The following is a 20835-nucleotide window of genomic DNA, read 5'->3' on the forward strand; positions in this document are numbered from 1 at the left end:
CTACTTTTTAATAGATTTTTAATGTTTTATTCTTCGTATTTACCAAGAAGTAATCTATCATGAATACAATCCCATTGCTCGTAGTTATTCGCAGCATTTTCAAATAATTCATCGTTTGTTATACGCTGAAAATGATTGAAAAAATTATCGTTTGCAGTGCATCCACCGGGTCCTTCTCCAATATAAACGACTAATGCATTCGGATTGATTTCGTGCAATTTTTTTATTGTTTCATATGCTGTGTTATCCATAAAAGCCCAACACATAATGACGATATCTATTTCAGAAGCATACTTTTCAACAGCTGAAACAGCATCTATTTCTTCAAGTGATGTAACAGTATTTTTCCAGGAAGAATAATTTTCACCATTGTGCCATGAAAAATTGTCTGTTGCGATAACATCTACGCCTTTTTCTCTTAAGGCATAGGAAAGCCATCCACGTCCAGCCATTACTTCTAAACACTTACGGTTCCCAATCCATTCTACAAATGGATTTATCCATTTCCAACTTACAAATCCAAACATACCGTTAGCAATGTAAGCTTGTCTTAAGCGTGATTCTTTCATGAATCCAAATGGGTCGCGGTCAGCATCCATAAATGAATATAACGAATTTGAAGTATACTTAGGCATTTTATCTGGAATTTTATCTTCTAATACGATATTAGTTTCCATAATCTCAGTAAGGTTTTTTGCATCTTTGAAAAAATCAGTCATTGTTTTCTCCTTTAAATGTGTTTTTGTAAATTATAGCACGATTTAACAACTTTCAATTAATTTAAAGGTAACTTGCTATTTGCTGCTGAGAATATAAGAATCAAGGCATTAAAAATGACTTTTTAGTTATATTTCTTGTTGTTTCTTAGGGTATAATTTAATATAGAAATTCAAAATCAAAAATGTAATATGGAGGAAAAGAAATGAAAGAGCATGGGAAAATAGAAGGATTTGGAGAAAATATTAATTACGTAATCGAAGGGGAATATGAAAAGAAATTTTCTCATTTCGGAGGTTTAGACTTAATGCTCCGTGCTATAGAGGAACTAATTACGGATATGGATTTTAAATTTGCTGAAGAAAATGATGGGGAAGCTTCGAATAAAATTTACACTGAACTGTTTAAAATGATTGCTCAAAAAATTAGAATTGAAGCAGGTTTTGAAATACCTTTAACGGATAAAGAGTTAATTTTAGAGTACATAAATAACTGGAAAGAGTAGAAAGAGCCTGCGGGCTTTTTTATTTATAAAAAAATAAAAAAATTGCTTTTGAATGTGATTGTTTGACCACTAATTCTGGATAAGTATAATGAAACTAAAGGGACAAAACCTAATATTTGAATAAGAACAACTTTAAATTTTAGATGCAAAGATTATATGTTTTTTCTTAATTATAAGATAAAAGGTATAAAAAAATATGAATTGCTTATATATTTAAAATATTAATGGTAAATGAAACAAAAAACTAATAGAAAACAAAGGGGTGTTATTAAATGGATATAGAAAAAATTGAAAAGTTATTAATGGAAACGTTTAAAAATGATAAAAACGTAAAAGCAGTTGAAGGAATAAAACACATAGAGTATGGAGTCGTTAAAAATGTTGTTATCGTGGATTTCGAAAGTGACCCTGGGAAAAAATATGAAAATCTAATAACAAATGTATTGGGTCAAGTTGGAGCTGTTCATCACTTTAAATACGGAAATGGTTATGCTTTAAATGTGTGCCTAGAAGAAAAAGAACACTTTCAAATGCAGGAAGGAATGGAAATCGTACCGAATGAATGGTACAACCCAATCATCGATTATTTTATTTTTGAATTTTTTGTAGGTAATAGAAAATTTCATTTGCATGTAAGTAAAGAAAACGACACATTCTTTATAAAAGAAGAGAAAAATGAATTTCCCTTATTGGACCTATTGCTCTACAGGGAAGCCATAGAAGCGCATAAATTGTTAATGTTGCTAGAAGGGATTGAAAATCCTTTAGAAACATTAAAACTCAACATTCACATGTATGTAGGGAAGGAACCTAGGTATTGGATTCGAAATGGAAAGGTTGAGAAGGCAGATAAGAGATTAATTAAAGAATATTCACAACCGGGATTTTTATCATTTTAAGATGACCTCTGAATAGGGGTCTTTTATTATGCAATTTTTTACGTCTTAATAGATTTTTGATTAGATTTTTGGCGTTCATTGATGATTACGTATGGCGAACCTCTAATTTTTTCGATTTTTTGTAATTTGTTGTTGTATAAAATGATAAACGGAATAGTCCAGAAAATAACGATTCATACGTAAACAATGATGTGAAATAATTTCTATTTTTAGTAGACAAATATAGGGAAATAGTATATAAATTTTAAAAAAATTAAGGGGAGATAGATATATGAAAAAATTAATTTTACCAATGGTTATGGTAACTACTTTAGTTTTAGGAGCTTGTGGTAACGAAGCAACAAACAAAGAAAAACCGACTGTTCAAGAAACGTCTGGTAGTGAACTTGCTTTTAAAGTGAATGGAAAAGAAAAATCTATAGAAGCAAAAACAATAGATATGAAAAACAATAATGTTTCTGTGAAAACACCAGAAGGGTTTAAAGTTGATGCAAATCCAGATGGCGATATCTTAAACGGAACAGGAAAATATAAGGGCTTTCAAATAGTTCCTGAAAAATTACCTTCAACAGGGAAAGTAATTGCTGCTAAGAGTTCTGCTTTATCTGCTACAAAAGTAAATACAAATGAATTACCAAAAGAAGTTAAACTAGCAGATTTCCCTAAGTTAAAAGACAAATATGATGCTTACTATATTGGACAAAACAATGAATTTCGTGTTCATGCATTACGTAAGAACGTGGGGAAAGATAAAATGTTCGGATTAACAATCAAAGTACCTGTTTCACAAACTAGTGAAGAAACAGATGCTTTAGTTCGTTCTATTGCTGAGACATACAAATTCGAGCAAAATTAAACAAAAGCCCTTGAAGTTTCAAGGGTTTTATTTAATTTTTCGTCAAAAAGGTAGTTTTTAATGTATAACTATAAAAACCTATAAATTATGTATAAGAAGGCGGTGATGATTATGAATAAATTACTCTATTCTACAGGATTAATATTATCTGTTGGAATAGGATTACTACATGCACAAACAATAAAGGTTCATGCTGAAAGCTGTGTTCAAGATGACGTTTCCTATGGTTATAAACCGGAATATCAATATACTCCGACACAATACAGCGACCCAAATATTAAATTAAATATCACTGAACCAATTTATGATAAAGATTTGACAGCAAGTGATGTAACAGCTACACAAGATTGGGAATATACTACGGCACATGATTATTACCAATATACATCATACAAAGCGTCCAAACCCGATGAAACTTGTAGTATGTCAACAAGTGAATCCTTTGTCAAAACAGAAATAGTCGGTAAAAAAAGCGGAACTAAAGATGTAACTGTTTCTATTTCTAGTAGTGGAAGTAAAGCAAATGGTACAGTTGTAAACACAATTACAGCAAGTGCAAATGGAAAGACTACAACAAAAACTGTGAATACATACTGGGTAAAAGATGTGAAAATCGATGCTGGTGTGAAAAAGGATTTTGAATATGCTAGTAATTTTAACCCATCAATTACTTGTAAAATAACTTATGGAGATGGAACTGTGAAAGATTGTTCCTCTGGTACCATAGATAGTGCAGGAGTAAGCGGTTTGATTGACTCTAAAGTTGCAACGGAATCTCCTATTATGAAAGCTATGGTGAAAAATCCATCACTATTAAATTTTTGGAGTAAAGATTCTAATAATGGAGAAGTAACTCCGGGATTAGGATATGGAAATAGAATTCATCCAGCTTATAGAAAGCTTTCTGAAGATAATGCAAATAGCAACTTGATTAAAAATTCGAGTGCAATTCAGAATGGGGCACAAAAACAAGTTTATCGAGCTGGATTCGGAGATTTGTTAATGTATGCATATAAAGATAAACATACAGGCAAAGAAGATTATGCTTTTCTACGAACATGGCATGCTGCAACAATAGATGTAGAGGATGAAACTAGAAATAGAAAAAAAGAAATTTATGCACAAAATCATGTATGGAATGATGGCAAGTTGTTCGAAAAAGATGTAATGACGGATGTATCATGTACAGTGTATTTCTTTGGACCAATTCCTACAAAACAATGTGAACCAAGGGTAGAAGATGATAATTCGAATGTTCCAAAAGGTAAAAGACATGTACTTGGAGGAGAATCTATAGACAACATATTTAATGGGAAATCTGCCTCTAAAGGAGATGAATATCGATTCATTAAGTATGTATCCGAGTATGATGATGGTGGAACATTGCTTGAAGATGAAGATTTCAGAACGGTTATATTTGCGGATGGAGTATATGTAAATCAAGGATACATGAAAAGAAGTGCTTCGGGTTCAGATAATTTTGATATAAAAAACAATCCAGAAGAAAACATAACGGTGCTTGAAACAAATAATAAAGGTGTTTCTATATCAAAAAATTATGCAACTTATGAAGGATACAATTGGAATGCTTATACGGAAGAATATGACCATTTCAGCATACCGACCTGTACGGTGAAGTATGCATCTAGTTTAGTTAGTCCTGGATATGTAAGAGAAAAGGATTGTACAAATATGCAATATAATATTTTTGATGATAATGCCAAATCTCCAACGGGCGGGAAAAGTTTTACATATAAATATGGACAACCGCTTCGAGAAGGCGCAATTGGATACATTGAAAATGGTGTTAGCATGAAACAAACTAATAAGTTCCATTATGCTACAAAGGTGGACATCAATATAGCAAATAAGTACACATACCAAGATGAGAAATATCCGATTATAACATGTACGAAAGTATATGATTTTGGTAATCTGTCTTGTGCAGATAAAATGTATATTACGCAAGATACTGGACAAAACGATACGATGGGTGGACAAAGACACCTTACATTAAGTTATTTAAATAACGGATATTCGAGCCAAGAATCCATGACGAGAGTATATGCAAACAAAGTTGATATTACAGCTCCGGCTAAAAGTGGAAAATCAGGATTCCGTGGGAAGTATTATGCTACGGTACTTTGGCAAGACGGCGTAAGAAAAGATATTTCGCTTATTGAAAAAGTTTGGAAAAGCGAAGTGTGTAGTACAGGAGAAGAAGTAAAATACCTAGATGATGTATGGAATTATACAGATTCAAAAGGTGATGTTCATGGGAATAGTTCTAGAAACGAATTTTACATACCTGACCCTGTTTCAAAACGCTATTGTATCTCTGCAAGATATCCAGTAAACGTTCCATTTAATAATGGTCTAACAGATGGAGATGGATGGAGTTATATGGAAGAGACCCTTGCACAAAAAAGAAATGATGTAACTTTCGATTTAATTGGAATTAAATCTGTTCAATGGCAAGATAATACAGTGTATGTCCATGATATAGATAAAGATAGCAGCGGAAGTCAATTAACAAATTCATTCCCTGTTACAACAGCTACAGACTTTAAAGGTGTAAAAAATGCACCTAATTATGGGGGACGTACTCCGTTAGCGTTTAATGATAAAACTTATCAAACGGGGCATTGGTATGACTTTAGGACTCGTTTGGAATGGGATAATGGAGATGTCGAATATTTAGAAGATACTTCGTCTTACCCAGAAGCTACTTGGAGATACAAAGATAAAGATGGGAACTATAGATTTGATTACAAAGATTACCCAGTAGACGGTACAAACGGACATTTCCCATACAATGCTAATGACCATAGGTTATTATTAGAGGGGTGGAACGCGCTACGATTCGACATATTTGCCGAACCTGGCATTAGACAACCAGCAGCGCAAGATAACAATATTTATCAAAAAACATTCAGCGTTGCACATGCTTGGGCTCATAGTCCAAATAGCATTGTAATAGCTGGACCATCAGTTGTTGCTGACCCTAAATCCGAAAATGAATATAAAGCATACTTAAACTGGGTTGATGGGCGTGGAATTAAACAAAATGGAAATATTGTAGGTTCTGATAACAATCCTTGGGGTGAAAATCACGGTAAGAGAACGGATGTAACAAATTCCTTATGGACAACATGGAAAAAAGAAGAAGAAACGTTAACAACTCCTACTTCGGGTCCAGTGAAAATTAATTTCCCAGAATTCAACGGAAATAATTTCTATAGAACAATATCAGTTAGTTGGGGTGACAAACATAGGACCTTACCTGGATTCACTTATTGGGATTACTTTACAAGTCAGTTGCAAGTAATGTTCAATAATGGAAATGGTGGAAATGGTGGAAACCCATCAACAGACACTTGCGCAAACATAGTAGTACCAACTATGAATTGTCCATTACCAGTCGATAAAACGTACAGAATACCATCAAACGATGCAGTTTCTACTCTTAGAACAATCGAATTTGGTATTAAATTCAGAGTTACAGGTGTATCTCAGGGAAGCGGAGAGTAAAATAAAAAACAACCAATTATAATTATAATTGGTTGTTTTTTTACCAGGTGATTTCAAAGAAACACCTTGAAATCAAGGTCTGTAGTAATCCATTAAAAAATATAAAATACTTGGTAAAAAAATGTTTATTTCTTGATATGATAGGTGTTTTTATGTATAGTGGAGATAGAAAAAGCTGATTCATCCGGTGTTGAACAATAACAAAGGTTGTTTTTAAATATAGTCTATTACTTTAAATCCAAATGGAAGAAGTTGAACAATAACAAAGGTTGTTTTTAAATGCTAGTTTGTTTATAGTTTTTGATGGCGGTATCCTAGTTGAACAATGACATAAGATGTTTTTAAAAAGACAACGCAAAAAACACCCAAAAGAGAAATTGTTGAACAATGACATAAGATGTTTTTAAATTTCTTAGTTTTACCAACACTACCTTTCGCCATCTGTTGAACAATAACATAGGATGTTTTTAAATTAGTAAAAAACAAACCACACCATTAGGCGAAGGGTTGTTGAACAATAGCATATGATGTTTATATTTTTATTAAAAGACCGTAATCGCGGTCTTTTTGCTTTATAAATCCTATAAAAAATAATCATATTAATAAGTAATTACATATTTCAGAAAAAAGAACTTGAATTTGGTGTTCCTTTCCGAGTTATTGGTGTATCTGAGGGAAGTTGGGATTAAGATAAAAAAACAGCTAAATGTTAGCTGTTTTTTCGTGTTTAATTATGATTTCTTATTTTTTTAACGAAGACGGACGCACTGTGCACGCTCCAATCGAAAGCATTTTTGACATATGATTAGATGCAATGAATGGAGAGTGACTAGCTACAATGACTTTGCAAACATTGGGTAATTGTATTAGGTCATTTATTAGCATTTCTTGAAATTCAATCGAAAGATGTCTCTCTGGTTCATCAATTATAACTACGATGTCATCTTCTTCTGTAGTCATAATACTTCCAAAAAAATTTACGATTTGGTGAAATCCTGAATATATATATTCATCTTCTATTTGTTTAATATCTAAATATTTAACATCAACGCCGTATTTTGCCAATTTGTCTTCAATTAGCAAATACCATAATGAATTTGATATGCTTTTATTAAAAATACGTTGTTCTGGAAAGTATAAAACAAATTTCTCTTCGGATTCATAATAATCTTTTAACATCTTTAAAAGCGTTGTTTTACCTGTTCCGTTATTTCCAATAAGGATGGTTAAATCATTATCGACAGGGAATTGCACCTCGAATTGATTAAACAGTTTTTCCTCTAATTTTCTCATAGTTATCACCTTGTTTTTTAAAATATTTTAACATGAATTCTAATAATATATATTTTTCTTTTTCTGAACTTTTTAGATATTTTGTTTTATAATAATAAAAAACAATGGAGGATTATCACATGATAATGGATTTGAAAAAGCCAAATTATATTCGATTTAAGGATTTTAATCTTGTAGGTTCTGACTTCAATGGAAGGGATGAATACATAAAACAAATGAATATGTTAACCCCAGTTCTGTTGCATAGAGAACCTAGAAATCCCAATGACCCTAATGCGATTGGTGTTTATGTAAAATTAACCGAAAATACTGCATGGGCACAAGTTGGATATATTCCAAGAGATATCGCTTCAAAAATAGCTTATTATATGGATAGAGGATTCGATATTCATTACGTTATGATAAAGGATATTCGACGTGAAACCTTATATAACCATCAATTAGAAACCCATAAAAACTTTTTTACTTTCAATATGGATGTTTGTATTCATACTAGAAATAGAGAAGATTTAGAATTAGAAAGAGATAGGTATCTAAAAAATATAGATTATATGGAAAATCGCTTTTATTTTGAGAGTATATTCCAAGAAGAATTAGATAATCGATTACTACACCTATATAGAAAAAACGGAAAGGAATTGTCTAATTTCAGAAAATTCCAAGTGGAAAAGGAATCTAAAAAAATATTAAGACAAATGGAATTTAATGATTTCGCCGGAAACGTAGGTATTGTGAAAGACTTTATAGAATTAATAGACCTAGAGATAGCTTATGATGATGAGGATAAAAAAGAAGTGTCTCTCGTGTATAAAGGCTATCCTTTCGAATGCGGGTTTATTAATCGTGATTTTACCTTAGTATCTGACCTAAGCAGAGAAGAAGTGGAAAGATTGCAAGAATATGATGCTTATAAAAATATGTTTTTTAAAGAAAACTAAAAGAAGAGGAAGAGTGTTTTATGATTCAAATCATAGATGAATGGTTTAGAAAAGAAGAAATAGAAAATGCTTGGAAAGAAGAGATGGAGCAGCAAAAGCTTCTTTTCTTATCAAAACTGTCCGAACACGTTGTTCATTTTTTCGACAAAGCAGATATACAAGAAATGCGATTGTTTTCACTAGAAGAAGAATGGGGAATGCATTTTGTATTTGTATATGAAGAAAAAGAATACAAAATGTATACCAAAACAAGTTTTTTAGGTGAATATTTATATTGTGAAGAACAAATCTTAACAGATTTTTGGAACATAGAACACGGGGAATGCTCCATTATTTATGACACTATGATGGAGTTTATCAAGAAAAATTTAGTTAAAAGAAATATAAATTTATAAAGCCTCTATTTAATAGGGGTTTTTTTCTTGCTAATGTTATCAATAGAGGGGAGCATAAACTTAACAGTGTAAAAAAATAGGACTATATAAAGTCCTATTTATAGATTAAAACCGTTGTTATCCTATAGTTTGTTGTTTTTTAATGCTTTTGCTAAGTCTTCAACTTGCGTTAAGAAAGAGAATAACTCTGTAGAGAATGTAAATTTATCTTGTGCTAAATGATACAATTTAGAGATTTGCTCATCATTTTCATCAGAAGAACCCGTAATTTCTTCTAAACGACTCATAAAGTCAGTAATTTCATTTAACGTACCATTTGTTGCATCTTTAATGTCTTCCATTTTGTTAAATAATCTTTGCTCAGAGTCATAGATTTCTTGGAAGAATTCCCTAGTTTTGTCTGTTAGCGTTATTGTTCTCTCAATTTCAGTTGTTTTCGCGTTTACATTTGTAGAAAACCCGGTAACATTTTCAACAATAGCGTTCACTTTTTCTTTGATTTCTGTCAGAGCTTCTTTGCTTTTATCTGCTAATTTTCTAACTTCGTCTGCAACAACAGCAAATCCACGTCCATGTTCGCCGGCACGAGCAGCTTCTATAGAAGCATTTAAAGCTAATAGGTTCGTTTGACCAGCAATACCTTCAATTACATCAGCGAAACTAGAAATTTCTTGGATTTCTACTTCTAATCCTTTAATAATAGATTCGAATTCAGAAAACACATTTTTCACTAAATCCATTTGTTTAATTAATAAATCTATACTATCGTTTCCTTTTTCGACGAATTGGATGTTAGTTTTACTTTGTTCTGAAACTTCTTCTGTAATATCGTTAATGTTATTTGTACTATTAATGATGTATTGTATGTTGTTTGTCGTCTCACGAAGAGCTTCGTTTTGAGCATAAATATTACCTCTAACAATTTCAACATATTCAGTAATTTCGCTATCTTTTCGAGAGTTTTTATTACTTGTTTCTTTTAATAAACCAAGTAACTCCTCGATGCCTTTGATAATTTTTATTTGTTCTTCTTGAGATAAGCTCTCTAATTCAGCCGATACCTTGTTTGCATCTAAATTTTCAATATCATTACCTTTAAAAAACTTTAATAAATTCATACGATTGCCCCCTTATTTTTTCTTTCCGAAACCTAATAAAATTAATGTTTGATTTAATTGATTTTTATCTAATTGTTCTCCATAACTCGAAAAACCACACAAGTTAGGTAATTTTTGAAGTTCTTTATTTAAAACGGAGACAATTTTTTGGTTTTCAAATTGCAGTTTTCTTAAAATGCAATTGACAGCTACAACACCTTCTATGTGTTGGAATTTATTTTTAAATTGTTCTACACTCTCTTGTAAAGTTTCAATTGCTGGTTTTGGTTCCAATAAATATACAACAGAGTCTTGGAAAATCTGACAATAAAATTGAATGCCTCCATTAGGTAATACTTGGAACGGAGAAGCTATCCATAATTCATCATTTATTTTTCTTCCTAATGGATTAGACATAAAGTAGTTAGGAAGAGAACTTTCTGAAACACCTAGAAGTCTTGCGTATTCAGCGCTTGCCTTTCTACCATTTATTTCATAGACTGTTCTTTCTTCAGGATTAGCTTTTGTGATTTTCATAGATTTCCCAGATGATTGGAATATATTTTCTTTATGAACTGCAAAATCAGAATCTGATTTTAAAAATGCAACCAATCCACCTTTAGAAGAAACATTACCATTATAAGAAACGAGTGTTTCAACAAATTTTGCATTATCACCAGCAGTTCCTCCGAAAAGCGGAAACCCTTCGTTCTTAAATAAAGAATTAACAATAGATAACATTTTTTCTTCAGCTGCAATTAATCCATTCGGAAATACAAATCCAATTTCATTTTGATTAGAACTGTGGGAACTTGGGTCAATTCCAGTTTCTCTTAATGCTTTCGATAAATTATCTTTATAAAAAATAGGATATTTCTCGATATCTTCCATTAAAACACCTTTAGCTCTCACATCAGCTCCAGAGAAACTAGTTGCTGTTAAACTGAATTCATTAAAACCTAGAGGAGTTATTTCTCCTGTAGTAGTAATTCCTAAAACTTCGCTTCCCTTAAAATGCTCATGAAACAAAGTTGTTAATTCGCGGAAATCGTAATTTGTACTAGCAAAAAACATAATAAGTTTAGCACTAGAGTCAAGCTCTCTCTTTACTTGGTTAAAAGCATCGAGTGTTATTTTATTTGTTGAAAATGTAGATTTGATTTTCAAAAAGATACCTCCTTACAACTTTCTCTTAAAAATTTCGGAGATAATATCACCTTTTTATTAAAAAAGTAAATAAAACGTAACAATTTTCGACATTTGAACTACTTGATAGATGATTGGTAGAATGTTTTGCATAAATTATGGAAAATAAGGGCTTTATATCGAATTATGAAAATATATTATAAAAAATTATTTTTTTAAAAAAAGTATTTTATAATCATATAGATTGAGAGGTGATAAATATGATGATAATTTCTACAGGGGAAGGATTGGATATATTAGGTGATGGTCATGGCTGTTTAAAGGAGCGAATTGATTTACTTGAACAAGCAGGCTATATAAAAGGAGAGGACGGTTTATACCGCCATCCAAAAGGAAGGAAATTGGTTTATCTGAATGACGAAGCAAACAAAGGTTATTCAAAAGACGAACGTATTTTATATGGAGAATTTCCTTCGATTGCAATGATGCAAATAATGAAGCAACACGTTGAAGCAGGACTAGCATACGCAGTTACTTCTAATAATAATGAAAAAATATGTAAATATTTAGACCCATCTATAATAAATACTGACCATTTAGAAGCAATGGACTTTGCTATAGAAATGAATCAATTCGAAATAAAATATGGCGCTAAAGAGCGTGAAAAACTTGGAAATGAATTATACTTATTTTGTAAAAGTTTACCTAGTTATATTATTGTAGAAAATGAGCAAGGTGAAACATCTGCTGTTATCACTCACGCAGGAATACTAGATGATATGATTGGCAAAGATTCCGCAGACATCAGAAAATTTTGTGCCTGGGGAGGAACAGCTGCTAACATTAAAAATTGGGTAGAATTACATAAATATGAATTTCCGATTATATGGGGGCATAAACCACAAAGGGAGCCTAAAATCCAAAATAATACAATTAATATTGATACAGGAGGATATTTTGGAAACTATTTAACTATGCTTCGTTTTCCAGAAATGAATTTCATAAAACAAAAAGTAGAGACTTCGTATGAAACATACGAAGATGAGGAATGAGCAACAAAAAAGGTTGCTTTTTTTCTTCCTATAAATAAAAGAAGTAAAGAAGTTTTCGAGATTTTGTTATAAAAATTTAGACAATAAAAGGACGTGGTATGAAAATTCTAAAAACACAGGAGTATTATTTGCATATTAAGTATATGACATGATAGCATATGAATATAGAAAAGGAGGGGAACAAATGATTCCTTATACTATTTTAGGTCTTGTTGCTGCATCAATTCTAATTAATTTTATAGTTTACAAGAAACTAACAAAAATATCTAAAGAAATTAAACCTTCATCCATTTCAGGAGAAGACATGGCACAAAGAATATTAGGTGAAAATCAAATACATGATATCAAGATTGAGAAAACTGATAAGGTCGGTGATAACTATTTCCACCCCATTCACAAAAGAATACAACTAGGTCCAGAAGTATATGGAATGAAAACAATTTATTCACTAACTATTGGCAGCCATGAAGCTTGTCATGCGGTTGATTACAATTATTTCCGTTTTCTGAACTTAAAAATTAGTAAATTCAAAAACTTTGTTTTTCTTCCAGCTTTTGTATTATCATTTTTTGTTGATGTTTCGTGGTTCCAGTCTTGTGTTCTTTGGTCATATGTAGCATTGGTTGCTTTTTACTTTTTTGTAGAAGTATGTGATGAATTGGCTACAAACCGCAGAGCATACCGTGCATTGGAACAATTTAAAGGACTATCAAAAGATGAACTAAGAGAAGTAAAGAAAGTTCAAAGAGTAATGAACCTTACTTATTTAACAAGTATACCGTCTTCTATCGTTCGATAGTCATTGTGCTTATTTCCTACATAAATCTAGTTAAGGAGATTTTCATATGTTGTTACCGAAAAATAAACTTAAGGAAGACATTTCCTTTATTCGAAAAAATAATCTAGAGCATGTGCTGAAAGAAAAAGGCTATGATTTTTACTATTACAGCCACAAACCTCTTTATGAGTTTACGATTGAATATAGAACAGATAGTCATATTATAAGAATTCAACATATTGAAAGAAGAAACAATAATAAAAGAAATACTACTAATAAAGAACAAACAGCAATAAGTGTAAGATTCGATATTGTATTCCGAGATACAATTGAAGTTAAAACAATTTCAAAAGAAATATTTAAATTTTTATATGTAAAAAACGATGCGAAATGGACAACTATTATCGAAAAGTTAATTTCGGATATTGAGCAGATTAAAGAGGAGCACGAAAAGAGCGCATCCTTATCTGCGTAAACTGGATAATTTAACACCAAGACACCACATGGTTAATAATTTTAACTGTGCGGTGTCTTTTTCTTTAAATTTAATCAAATTGAAGAATTTTTTTAGTAAAATAATTGTGTTACTTACAATCAATGAATCTAAGTTATAGGAATTTGTACATAAAAAAGCAATAAAACAAAAAAAGAGTAGGGAGTTTTTAATTGTGAAACATCTTTTGAATCCAACAATCCGTTCGATAGAAATATCCGGAATTAGAAAAATAGCAGATAAAATTAAAAGTTATCAGGATGTCGTGTCTCTTACCATAGGTGAACCAGATTTTAAAACACCAAAATTCATTAAAGATGCAGGGAAGGCTGCACTGGATATGAATTATACATTCTATGCACCGACAGCTGGTTTATTAGAAACAAGAAAAGCTGCTGCTGAATTTATGATTCGGAATTATAACTTGCAATATAACCCGAATACAGAAATTGTCATTACAAATGGTTCAACTGAAGGGATTTTTATGGCTTTAAAAACAATGTTGGTTGAAGGAGACGAAGTATTGATTCCTACGCCAGCTTATCCAGGTTATGAACCGGTAATCGATATGTGTGGCGGCAAATTAGTTCCAATTGATACAACAAAAAGTGATTTCAAATTAACAAAAGAACAATTGGAAAAACATATCACAGATAAAACAAAAGTATTGATACTAACATATCCGTCTAATCCAACAGGGGCAATCCTTACTAAGGATGAATTAAAAGAACTAGTAGAGGTTCTAGAGGAGAAAGAGATTTTTGTGATTTCTGATGAACTGTATAGTGAATTAACTTTCGGTGAAGAACATGCGTCTATTGCACAATTTGACTCCATGAAAGATAAAGTGGTAGTAATTAATGGCGTATCGAAGTCACATGCTATGACGGGATGGCGTATTGGGTTTATATTTGGTCCGGAATATATTACAACGGAAATGTTAAAAGCACATCAATATTTAAATACGGGTATTAATACGATGGCACAGGCTGCGGTACGTGATGCATTAAGACATGGTAATGAAGAAGTGTTAAAAATGAAGAGAGAATATCAACAGAGAAGAGATGTACTTTGTTCAGGACTTCAAACATTAGGATTTGAAATTATAAAGCCTGAAGGTACATTCTATGCATTTCCTAGTGTAGCACCATTCGGTATGAATGCCTTTGAATTTAGTGAACAACTATTAGAAAAAGCGCGAGTAGGGGTTCTTCCAAGTGACGTTTTCACGTATGGTGGAAACCAGCATTTAAGAATTTCATTTGCAAATAGTTTGGAAAATATAGAAGAAGCATTGAATAGAATGGAAAGCTTTATAAAATTAATAAAGTAACCAATTGAAAAATGTAAAAGTGAATGAAAAATTTCTTATAAGGAAATAATATAAATACATCAAAGAAGTTTCATCATGACTATCCAAGGATTTAACTGTGGCTGCTCACAAATATAAACATTTGTGAGCAGCTCTATTTATGTAAAAAAGATGCTGAATAAACAGCATCTACATGTATTTAATATGTTCTGATTGGTAATATTAGTTGAAGATAATTTTCATCTACGTTATCCAATAAAACAACTGGTTTCATAGGTCCATTAAGTTGTAAAGAAACAATGTCACCTTTGAAATTTTTGAAAGCCTCTTTTAAATACTTTCCATTAAATGAAATATTCAATTCATCTCCTTCAAATGATTGAATTTCAATTTCTTCAGTTACTTTCCCAATTCCAATCTGATTAGAATCAATAACTAAAGAAGAAGAGGAAATCGTTAATTTAACAATTGTTTTTCCAGCATCATCTAACACAGTTGCTCTTTCAATCGCTTGATTAAATTGCGTTTTATCGATTTGCAATGTCGTATTGTTAAGTGTAGGTATTAGTTGTGATACATTAGGGAATTTACCTTCTATAAGTCTAGAATAAATCAAAACTTTTTCTGTTTTAAATAAGATTTGATTATCATTGATATGGATTTCAACTTCTTTATCTCCAGTATCCATTACCTTTAAAAATTCTTTCATCGTTTTTTTAGGTATAACGATATTAAAAGGTAATACTGGTTTTGAAAAAGATGAATCTTTTCTAGCGAAACGATAGCTATCGGTTGCTTGAATCAGTAGTTTATTAGATTCTAAAACCATATTGATACCAGATAAAATTGGTCGCGCAGAGTTATCACTTGCTGCAAATAAAGTTTGATTGAAGATGCTGCTTAATTCAGCCTCTTTAAAGACTAGTGGTTCCACATCTTCTTTAAATTGGTTTCGTGGATACTCTTCAGCGTTAATTCCATTTAAAGTGAATCGTGACTTTTTCGATTTGATAGAAACGATATTGTTATCAGCAACCTCAATTGTTGTTTTTTCTCCAGGTAATTTTTTTACAATGTCATTAAATAATGATGGTAATAGAATAGAACCTGGTCGCTTGATTTCTACAACCTCTGTTTCTTCAATCATTCTTGGAACAAAGGAAGTCATAGTGATATCTCCATCACTACCTGTGATTTCTAATCCTTCGTCGTTACAAGTTAATTTAAATGTTTTCAAAATTGGCATACTTGCGTTGTTTGAGACGATATTTCTTACGAATAATCCCTTTAATAATTCCTTTGTTTCTACAGTAAATTTCATTTTTAAAATCTCCTTTTATGTATGTTTTTTAACATAGTACATGAGTTTATGAATATTTGTTAAAGAATATCCGACTTTTTTTATGAATTTGCATCGTTTTATATGGTGAAAATTTTAACTATTAAAACAATTGCTGGTATTTTAAAAAAATGTATGGAAAGCGCATTCTTAAATAAAATTCATGTATAATACATTTTGTATCTTATAGGGGACCAACAAGATAAATAGACAACAAAGGGAGATATACAAATATGTCTTTATTCGGAAGAAAAAAAGAAATGTCAGTATTTCAGGATTTAGAAAGTGTGCAGGTGGACTTTCGATTGCCAGCAGAACTACATACTCAAGTTGATATGATAGGATTAACTGAAAATGATGTAAAAAGATTGTATTGTTTAAAACCAATTATCGAATCTAATGTAGAAAGCTTGGTAAGTGACTTTTACGATACAATTACGAAAGAAGAATCACTAACAGAAATTATAAATAAACATAGCAACGTAGAGAAGCTTGGGAAAACATTGTATAACCACATTGTTAAAATTTTTTCAGGGGAAGTAAATTCAGAATATGTAGCACAACGAAAACAAATTGCTCATGTTCATGTGCGAATTGGATTGGGTACGAAATGGTATGTAAATGCGTTTCAACAATTGATGAATTCTATTATCAAATTGTTTTACAAGGAAATTCAGAACAGAGAAGAATTGTATGCAGCAATTGATTCTTTACAAAAAATCTTTAGTTTAGAACAACAATTAGTGCTAGATTCTTATGAGAGAAGAGAAGAAGAAAATCGTGAAGAAAAAGAGAAAGAAAAAGAGAAAATTCGTCAACAGATGAAAGAAACAGCTCATGAATTATCTGCTATTGCTGAAGAAACAAGTGAATCTCTGGTAGGATTGGTTTCTCAATTTGCGAACATCCAAACACTAACAGATGACGGACATCAGGCTATTATGAGAGTTGAATCTTTATCTGAAGATGGAAAAGTTAGAATGGGACAAGAGAAAGAATCCGTTGAAAAGACAAAGAAACAAATTGCATCTCTACAGATTGAAATCAATGAAATGTATACATTAAGTCAAAAGATATCCAAGGTAGTAGAAGCTGTATCCTCTGTTGCTAGCGAAATTAACTTATTGGCATTAAATGCTTCCATTGAGTCTGCTCATGCGGGGGAGCATGGAAAAGGATTTGCAGTTGTAGCACATAAAATCCGAAATCTATCTGATTTAACAAAAGAGTCAGCAGAAGATATTGCTGAGTTAGTAAAAGGAATTTCGAGCCAGGTTCAGGATGTAAGACAATCTGTAATCGCATTTAATCAAGATATTGTTAAAAATCAAGAAGTAACGGAAGAAACAATTGAATTTTTAAATCAAATTATAGATGCAGTAAAACAATCAAAGGAAAAAACTGAAGTGGTCTTTGAAGAGATAAAGAAAAGTGATGTTGTTCTGAATCAAATTAATGAGGCTACATCAGAAATTACAAATACTGCTGAAATGTTAAGATAAAAGAAATTGTGGAAAAGGGTAGTTTGGTATTAAGTAATAAACTTTATACCAAATTACTCTTTTGCTTTAGTGAAGATATTTTCACTGAAGTTGATAAAAAGCATCCTAAACTAAGAGTAGGATGCTTATTTGTGTTGATTTTTTATTTTTGTACTGCAACAGAATATACAAACTGTTGTAAATCCGCGCTTTCTTCGGTATCTGAAACAAATAATTCAAAATCATCTTCATTATCATGTGTATAAAAATCATTTACGATAGAGAATTTTCGTTTTAATGCGAAGAAATAAGTCTTTTGTTGTGTATTGAATTGATGCACTACTAACCTATTTTTATTACTCATATTAATAGAATCTATGATTGGGTCTGCATTTCCTGAATGAATTTCATTTAATATGATTCCCATCTCAGATTCAACAAATTCCCAATCTGTTATCTCTTGAAGTGAATTAAATAGATGTTCTATTTTCTTCATTCTCTTTTTGTAAGCTTCAACAGTTGTTGCTGTTTGATACTTGTTGGGTTCTTTTACAGATAAACCTAAAAGAGAAAAAACTTCTTTGAAATTAGACATTGGATTTGTGATAAGGTTTAAAAGTTTAGATTCATCCTTGATATTTACAAAGTAATTATGCAATTCTTTGCTTTTTGAAGGAAGAGTTACTTTTTCAGTTTCATTCTCATTCTCTGTATCATTTAATTTAGTTAACTCTAATGTATCAAAATCCGAATCGTTAACAAATGCCATTGTTATTTGTTTTCCTGCGTAATTTACAGGAATGGATTCGTAAAACAGCTTAAAGAATTCACTATCATAAGCTTTTAATAAAGGTTCTACTGTTATTAATTGACTAAGTTCCCCTTTAACTTCCATAAATTGTTCTACTTTTCCTTGAAGTGTATTTGAAGATAACATATAAAATACTTCTTGATTTGTTTTCTTTTTAATAATCTCAGTTAGATATGGATTATTAGATTTTACAGTGAATTTTTTCTTGAAATATTCCACTAGGTTCTCATCAAAATACTCATTGGTGCTGATGAAAATCATGCCGTCCAATTTTTTCACTTGGATATACTCAAACCAAAACGTTTTCATTAAATCAAAAAATTCTTCGAAATGTTTTTGTCCTTTGTAATATTCCTTTGATTTTTCATACATTTCATCTTTTTTAATTTTTTCCGTGTATTCAAATGTAATCACTGCGTGATTTTCAAAGGTTTCTTCCAATTTTGAACTAAAAGTAGGTGTACCATAATCATTCGTCTTATAAGAAACTGATTTAGGTCCTATTTTCACTTCATGTTCTGTATAAACCGAGTTTTTATTTAACTTATTTACAATTACCTCAAATTTTTTTAAATAGCTTTCCTTTAGTTCTTTGTAAGTTTTAAACATAAAACTTCCTCCTGAATGTTTTTTCAAAATTTTAACATACTTTTAAATAAGTTGTATGAAATTGTCGAGGAATATTAGTGAAACTATGTTTTGGAATTGGTTATTTTTTATTTACATAGTTTCATATATTTGTTAAGGTTAATCCATGTTGGATAAAAAAACCTTTGGAGGGAAATTATGAAGAAATCATTGTTAGCTATTTCTGTGTTTTTACTGAGTATTATGCTAGTGGCTTGTGGCGGGACAGACAAAGAGTTAATCGGAAAATGGGAAGACAATCTAGCAGGAGTATCTACTTATGATTTCAAAAAAGATGGAACAGTTTCTGCTGAAGTGATTAATGACAAGATAGAAGGGAAATATACAGCAGACGGAAAAGTGATAACGATTAAAATAGGTGAAAAAGAAATTGAACTTCCATATTCCATCAAAGGGGACAAATTAACTGTAACCAGCAACGGAACAGATATCGAATTTGGAAGAGTCAAATAGAATCAACAAAAACTTCTTTCTTCTTATATTTATATGAAGAAAAGAAGTTTTTTTATATTTTCATAATTTATCTTCAGAAAGGGATTATTATTTTTTGTTACAAATAAATTGGCACCTAGTTATAATACATCATAATAAAAGGAGTGTTTGAAATGAAAAATATCGGGATTCTTGGTGTTGGGAAACACGTTCCTTCAAATATAGTAACAAACTTAGATTTAGAAAAAATAGTTGATACATCGGATGAATGGATTCTCACTCGTACTGGAATTGCAGAAAGACGAATTGCACCAGAAGAAGTAAACACTTCAGATATGGCTTACCTTGCAGCGTTAGAAGCTATGGAAAAAGCAAATGTATCACCTGAAGAAATTGGACTAATTATAGTTGCAACGGCTACACCAGATTATCCGTTTCCATCTGTAGCAACAATGGTTCAAAATAGAATAGGAGCTTGTAATGCTGCTGCATTTGATATAAGTGCTGCTTGTACAGGGTTTATTTACGCTATGTCCACAGCAGAACAGTTTTTGAAAGCAGGAACTTATAAATATGCTTTAATTATTGGAGCAGAAAAGTTATCTAAAATCATAGATTGGGAAGACCGAAATACCTGTGTATTATTCGGTGATGGAGCCGGTGCTGTAGTGTTAGGCGAAACCGAACCCGGAAAAGGAATTTTATCTTTTGATTTAGGTGCAGATGGCTCAGGTGGTAAACATCTATATTCTAATTCTAAAATTGTAATGAACGGAAGAGAAGTATTCAAATTTGCAGTAAGGCAAATGGGAGAAACAGCAATTAAATCCATTGAAAAAGCAGGATTGACTAAAGAGGACGTAGATTTCTTGGTACCACACCAAGCAAATATAAGAATTATCGAATCTGCTAGAGAAAGATTAGATTTGCCGAAGGAAAAAGTTTCTATTACTATAAATAAATATGGAAACACATCTTCAGCATCTATTCCAATTTCTCTATACGATGAATTGGAGAATAAAAGGATTAAGAAAGATGATGTTATTGTTCTTGTCGGATTTGGTGGTGGCTTAACATGGGGAGCTATTACTTTACGATGGAATTACTAATAT

General features: G+C 31.3%; 19 protein-coding genes and 1 CRISPR repeat array. Of the genes, 13 read left to right on the forward strand and 6 right to left on the reverse strand.

The features are described 5' to 3' along the window. Positions 1-26: 26 nt before the first annotated feature. Complete coding sequence (locus PDL00_RS03850; RefSeq protein WP_270726588.1) at positions 27-719, reverse strand: hypothetical protein; 693 nt, start codon at positions 717-719, stop codon at positions 27-29. A 203-nt stretch (positions 720-922) separates the two neighbouring features. On the opposite strand from PDL00_RS03850, the gene PDL00_RS03855 reads away from it, so the two are divergent. From PDL00_RS03855 to PDL00_RS03870, 4 genes are all read left to right on the forward strand, one after another. Then, entirely contained in the window at positions 923-1222 is a 300-nt protein-coding gene (locus PDL00_RS03855) for a hypothetical protein (RefSeq protein WP_270726590.1), read from the forward strand. Positions 1223-1494: 272 nt separating this feature from the next. Further along, on the forward strand, positions 1495-2121 hold the full coding sequence (locus tag PDL00_RS03860) for a hypothetical protein (protein ID WP_270726592.1): 627 nt from the start codon (positions 1495-1497) through the stop codon (positions 2119-2121). 271 nt (positions 2122-2392) lie between these two features. Next, entirely contained in the window at positions 2393-2977 is a 585-nt protein-coding gene (locus PDL00_RS03865) for a hypothetical protein (protein ID WP_270726595.1), read from the forward strand. Between the two features lie 111 nt (positions 2978-3088). Continuing rightward, a complete protein-coding gene (locus PDL00_RS03870; protein ID WP_270726597.1) occupies positions 3089-6508 on the forward strand; it encodes a hypothetical protein in 3420 nt (1139 codons plus the stop codon). 189 nt (positions 6509-6697) lie between these two features. Further along, a CRISPR array of direct repeats spans positions 6698-6980; the repeat unit is 29 nt; unit sequence GTTGAACAATGACATAAGATGTTTTTAAA. Between the two features lie 269 nt (positions 6981-7249). Here PDL00_RS03870 and PDL00_RS03875 read toward each other — a convergent pair. Further along, entirely contained in the window at positions 7250-7801 is a 552-nt protein-coding gene (locus PDL00_RS03875) for an ATP-binding protein (protein ID WP_270726599.1), read from the reverse strand. A 119-nt stretch (positions 7802-7920) separates the two neighbouring features. Between PDL00_RS03875 and PDL00_RS03880 the strand changes: the two genes are divergently transcribed. Then, positions 7921-8739 carry an HIRAN domain-containing protein gene (locus PDL00_RS03880; protein ID WP_270726602.1) on the forward strand — a complete coding sequence of 273 codons (819 nt, stop codon included), beginning with the start codon at positions 7921-7923 and terminating at the stop codon, positions 8737-8739. A 20-nt stretch (positions 8740-8759) separates the two neighbouring features. Continuing rightward, positions 8760-9134, forward strand: a complete 375-nt coding sequence (locus tag PDL00_RS03885; RefSeq protein ID WP_270726606.1) for a hypothetical protein — start codon at positions 8760-8762, stop codon at positions 9132-9134. A gap of 122 nt (positions 9135-9256) precedes the next feature. On the opposite strand, the gene PDL00_RS03890 is transcribed toward PDL00_RS03885, so the two are convergent. Both PDL00_RS03890 and PDL00_RS03895 read right to left on the reverse strand, forming a co-directional pair. After that, a complete protein-coding gene (locus PDL00_RS03890; RefSeq protein WP_270726608.1) occupies positions 9257-10252 on the reverse strand; it encodes a methyl-accepting chemotaxis protein in 996 nt (331 codons plus the stop codon). A 12-nt stretch (positions 10253-10264) separates the two neighbouring features. Beyond that, a complete protein-coding gene (locus tag PDL00_RS03895) occupies positions 10265-11398 on the reverse strand; it encodes an FIST signal transduction protein (RefSeq protein ID WP_270726611.1) in 1134 nt (377 codons plus the stop codon). A gap of 239 nt (positions 11399-11637) precedes the next feature. Between PDL00_RS03895 and PDL00_RS03900 the strand changes: the two genes are divergently transcribed. The 4 genes from PDL00_RS03900 to PDL00_RS03915 all read left to right on the forward strand — a co-directional run bounded on the left by PDL00_RS03900 (position 11638) and on the right by PDL00_RS03915 (position 15033). After that, on the forward strand, positions 11638-12429 hold the full coding sequence (locus PDL00_RS03900; protein WP_270726613.1) for a hypothetical protein: 792 nt from the start codon (positions 11638-11640) through the stop codon (positions 12427-12429). A 184-nt stretch (positions 12430-12613) separates the two neighbouring features. After that, complete coding sequence (locus PDL00_RS03905; protein WP_170953036.1) at positions 12614-13228, forward strand: zinc metallopeptidase; 615 nt, start codon at positions 12614-12616, stop codon at positions 13226-13228. Between the two features lie 46 nt (positions 13229-13274). Next, positions 13275-13682: a hypothetical protein gene (locus PDL00_RS03910; protein ID WP_270726616.1), complete on the forward strand. Its 408-nt coding sequence runs from the start codon at positions 13275-13277 to the stop codon at positions 13680-13682. Positions 13683-13875: 193 nt separating this feature from the next. Then, on the forward strand, positions 13876-15033 hold the full coding sequence (locus PDL00_RS03915) for an aminotransferase class I/II-fold pyridoxal phosphate-dependent enzyme (protein ID WP_270726618.1): 1158 nt from the start codon (positions 13876-13878) through the stop codon (positions 15031-15033). Positions 15034-15211: 178 nt separating this feature from the next. On the opposite strand, the gene dnaN is transcribed toward PDL00_RS03915, so the two are convergent. After that, positions 15212-16333 carry a DNA polymerase III subunit beta gene (gene dnaN, locus PDL00_RS03920; RefSeq protein WP_270726620.1) on the reverse strand — a complete coding sequence of 374 codons (1122 nt, stop codon included), beginning with the start codon at positions 16331-16333 and terminating at the stop codon, positions 15212-15214. A gap of 251 nt (positions 16334-16584) precedes the next feature. Here dnaN and PDL00_RS03925 point away from each other — a divergent pair, with 251 nt between their 5' ends. Continuing rightward, positions 16585-17853, forward strand: coding sequence for a globin-coupled sensor protein (locus tag PDL00_RS03925; RefSeq protein ID WP_270726623.1), 1269 nt, complete (start codon positions 16585-16587; stop codon positions 17851-17853). 142 nt (positions 17854-17995) lie between these two features. On the opposite strand, the gene PDL00_RS03930 is transcribed toward PDL00_RS03925, so the two are convergent. Beyond that, positions 17996-19252, reverse strand: coding sequence for a hypothetical protein (locus PDL00_RS03930; RefSeq protein ID WP_270726626.1), 1257 nt, complete (start codon positions 19250-19252; stop codon positions 17996-17998). A 177-nt stretch (positions 19253-19429) separates the two neighbouring features. On the opposite strand from PDL00_RS03930, the gene PDL00_RS03935 reads away from it, so the two are divergent. Together PDL00_RS03935 and PDL00_RS03940 are read left to right on the forward strand one after the other, a co-directional pair. Then, positions 19430-19744, forward strand: a complete 315-nt coding sequence (locus PDL00_RS03935; RefSeq protein ID WP_270726629.1) for a DUF5640 domain-containing protein — start codon at positions 19430-19432, stop codon at positions 19742-19744. Positions 19745-19896: 152 nt separating this feature from the next. After that, complete coding sequence (locus PDL00_RS03940; protein ID WP_270726632.1) at positions 19897-20832, forward strand: beta-ketoacyl-ACP synthase III; 936 nt, start codon at positions 19897-19899, stop codon at positions 20830-20832. Positions 20833-20835: the final 3 nt, after the last annotated feature.

The organism is Bacillus cereus group sp. TH152-1LC (assembly GCF_027710505.1).
GTDB lineage: Bacteria > Bacillota > Bacilli > Bacillales > Bacillaceae_G > Bacillus_A > Bacillus_A mobilis.